A 3232-nucleotide genomic window follows, 5' to 3' on the forward strand; every position below is an offset into this window, starting at 1 on the left:
CGAGGAGAGTCGTCCTTCGGCTCCCCGCCGCACCTCACGCACCAAACGGGCAGATCCCAGCCCCCGCAGCGAGAAGCGGGACAAGCCATGACCGAACCATCACCTAGGCGTACCCGCTGATACGGCATTGCATGGTTCAGCCAGTTCTGGGCAGCTTTACGTGGACGAGACCGTGGCCGTCCACCCTCACCTGGAAGGACGGCTGTGGTGCGGTGGCCGCGGCCCACGTACGTTTGCGCCGTCGGACAGTCGGAAGACGCTGCCGTGCCAGGGGCACTCCACACAGCCGTCGGCGATCTTGCCTCCGGACAGAGGCCCCGAGAGGTGGCTGCACCGCTCCGCGAGAACATGAATGCTGCCGCGCGGCTGTTGGAACACCAGCAGAGGCACCTCGCCCAACTCCCGCCGTACGGCCTCACCGACCGGGAAGTCCCCCACTCTACCCACCGGGCCGGGCACTACATCCAGTACCGCGGCGGACAGCCACGCGCCCATCGGAATCTGCACCAGCGCGGGGTGCAGGGGATGGCCGATCGGCAGACCATGCAGCACATCGCGGTAGCCCCCAGGGCAACCCGCGCACCATACGTTGCACGGGGCGGATCACCACATCAAGCTTCTCCATGCGGCCCAACGCGTCGAGGCACATCAGGAAGAGGTCCTCGGTGGGAGCGTCGGAGTCTTTCACCGTGCTGCGGCTCGGAGCGAGAACCGCGAGTTTCGTATACCGCGCTGAAAGCCGCATGATGAGCGGTTTGCTATGTGCGGACGATTCTCAAACCGGTGGCGATTCCGCTCCACTCTGGTGGCTGTAGGAGTTTCGGGTACGACATCGGCATGCCTGTGGGGCTTGTCGCGCCTCAACTCACGCCTCGTCTTCAACGTCTTCCTCCTCGCCCTCGGCGTCGCCCTCCTCCTCGTCTTCCTCCTCGTCCTCCGCGCCGCCCTCCTCCTCTTCGTCTTCCTCCTCGTCCTCCGCGTCGTAGGTCTCGGCTTCTTCTTCCTCAAGAGCCTCTTCGTGGGTCTGTACGACCTCGCCGTCGCGGATTTCGCCCCGCCAGCCCTCGGGCTCTTCGTCGGTGAGGGTGACATGGCGTTGGAAGTGTTTGAGGTCCAGCCGAAGTCGGCGCCCCTGAGCGCGCCACAGATTGCCGGTCTTCTCGAAGAGCCCTGATGCGTAGTATTCAACGACCAGAACAATGCGAGTCAGCCCAGGCGTCAGTTCATGGAAACTGACCGCACCACGAGTCGATCCTTTGGCCCCCTCGGACGTCCAGACGATACGTTCGTCCGGTACCTGCTCCTGAACGGTCGCTTTCCAACCCCGGGTCGAAGGACCGACCTTGGCCTTCCAGTTACTGGACGTCTCATCGGTCCGAGAAACATCCCGTACGCCCTTGGTGAAGCTGCTGAACTTCTCGTACTGCGTCCAGTGGTCGTAGGCCGTACGCAACGGCACTCCGACATCGATGACCTCGATGATGTTGGTGACCTTCTTATCTCCCGACTTGCGCCCCTTTCCGCCACCGAAGACTTCCTTGACCTTCCCTACGACCTTGTCCTTGACGCTCCCCGCCGCCCCGGACAGCACGGCCTTGAGAGGGGAATCACCCCCGAGCAGGTTGGCTCCGATCTTGGACAGCGATCCGCCGTTCTTGGCGACGTCGGTGAGCTGTTCCGTTGCATCGATGAGCTTGTCGCCGGCCTTTTCGGCCAGATCGCCCACCCGAGCCGTCAGATAGCCCCCAAGTTCTTCACGCAGTCGATCGAGTCCCGAGCCCGCGTTGTCCTGTTCCGTTTTTGACATGACCCGTTACCTCCGGCGCTCGACGCGTGATGATGCCTTCTTCGTACTCTTCCTGGCAGTCTTCTTCTCAGCAGGAGCAGCCTTCTTCCCTGCAGCTGTCTTCTTCACAGGCGCCTTCTTGGCAGGAGAAGACTTGGCTGCGGCTTTCTTGGCGGGCGCTGATTTCTTCGCAGCAGTCCTGCCGGAGGCTACCGACTTTTTCCCACCTCTCTTGGCAGGGGCTTCCCGCTTTGCCGCTTCACGTCGGCCAGCGGCCGACTTGACCGGCTCATGCCTCCTTGGCGCAGGCTTCTTAGCAGCTCGGGGGGTGCGACGGCGGGGCCGCTCTTCGGGCTCTTCCTCCGGCTCCCCTTCCTCGCCTTCTTCCTCCGCGGGTTCCTCTTCGGGCTCCTCTTCCTCCGCGGGTTCCTCCTCGTACTCCTCTTCGGGCTCCTCTTCCTCCTCGTATTCCCCTTCCGGCTCCTCGCCCTGCGCGTACTCGTCCTCGCCTTCCTCCTCCTCTTCCGGTTCTTCCCCACCACTTTCGAGCTGGGCTGTTCGCTCATGAAGCGAATCGGCGAGCGTCGTCAGGCCACGGTTAAAAGCGGCGGTGACGGCTTCCCGACCCGCATCCACGGCCTCCCCGCGCAGCTGCTCACCCAGATCCGCGACCTGGGGGATCTCCCCGAGCTTGCGCATCCCTTGAGTCACGAGCTGTCGCGGCTCAAGTCCGAATTGACGTCCGGCGATATAGGACGCCACGGTGAGAGCGAACCGGCCTTTCTTCGTGCGGCCCAGCACATAGCCGCCGGCCAAGGCGGCAGCAAGCAAGATTTTGTTTCCGTTATTCATGGGTACGTCACCTTTTCATGGGCGGGCAGCCGATCGGCGTATGCGCAGGAGGCCACCACTCAGCGGCATAGCTCTGCCATATCTCCAGAGTGATCGGTGTCCTGGTCTACGCATCCCGAGCGGGCCCACAGGCCCGCTTTGACACGATGCAAAAGGGCCTGACCGGCCGTGTGGCGGGCTGTCTGGACCGCGCACGGCACGTGCCGTAGAGCCACGGGGGTTTCGTGTCTGTACAGCCCGCCATATGGGTCGCTGCCACCGTTCTGAGAACGCACGTCTGGCTGGCAGCGGAAGAAGCGTCAGAGGAATCAGTCGCCGACGCGGCTGGAAGCGTCGGGGCCAAGACCGCGAATGCGCTGGCCACCGCAGCGTCCGTCGGAGGCACCTTGATCCTCAAGGCGAAGGTCGGCGGAACCACTGGCTGCCCGTTGCTTCTGAACGCCGACGGGTGCGAGAATTCGCTTGATCGTTACGAAGAGCCAGTTCCAGTTCTGGGCTGCTCCGGCTCCGAAGCCCTGGAGTCCGCCTCGCCGCTCGATGCCGAATAGGGATTGCGAGCTATCCTTATTTCACGGCTATGCCCCTGGTGTCCTC

General features: G+C 63.5%; 3 protein-coding genes and 1 pseudogene. 1 reads left to right on the top strand and 3 read right to left on the bottom strand.

The features are described from left to right. Nucleotides 1-136: 136 nt before the first annotated feature. From ACFU8Q_RS40490 to ACFU8Q_RS40500, 3 genes and pseudogenes are all read right to left on the bottom strand, one after another. A pseudogene (locus ACFU8Q_RS40490) lies at nt 137-649 on the bottom strand (Rieske 2Fe-2S domain-containing protein). 216 nt (nt 650-865) lie between these two features. After that, nucleotides 866-1807, bottom strand: coding sequence for an SRPBCC family protein (locus ACFU8Q_RS40495; RefSeq protein WP_384464925.1), 942 nt, complete (start codon nt 1805-1807; stop codon nt 866-868). Nucleotides 1808-1813: 6 nt separating this feature from the next. Further along, nucleotides 1814-2638 carry a histone protein gene (locus tag ACFU8Q_RS40500; protein WP_384464928.1) on the bottom strand — a complete coding sequence of 275 codons (825 nt, stop codon included), beginning with the start codon at nt 2636-2638 and terminating at the stop codon, nt 1814-1816. Between the two features lie 224 nt (nt 2639-2862). Here ACFU8Q_RS40500 and ACFU8Q_RS40505 point away from each other — a divergent pair, with 224 nt between their 5' ends. Further along, complete coding sequence (locus ACFU8Q_RS40505) at nt 2863-3186, top strand: hypothetical protein (protein ID WP_384464931.1); 324 nt, start codon at nt 2863-2865, stop codon at nt 3184-3186. The last annotated feature ends 46 nt before the right edge of the window (nt 3187-3232 follow it).

The sequence above is a fragment of the Streptomyces sp. NPDC057543 genome, assembly GCF_042801895.1.
Lineage (GTDB): Bacteria > Actinomycetota > Actinomycetes > Streptomycetales > Streptomycetaceae > Streptomyces.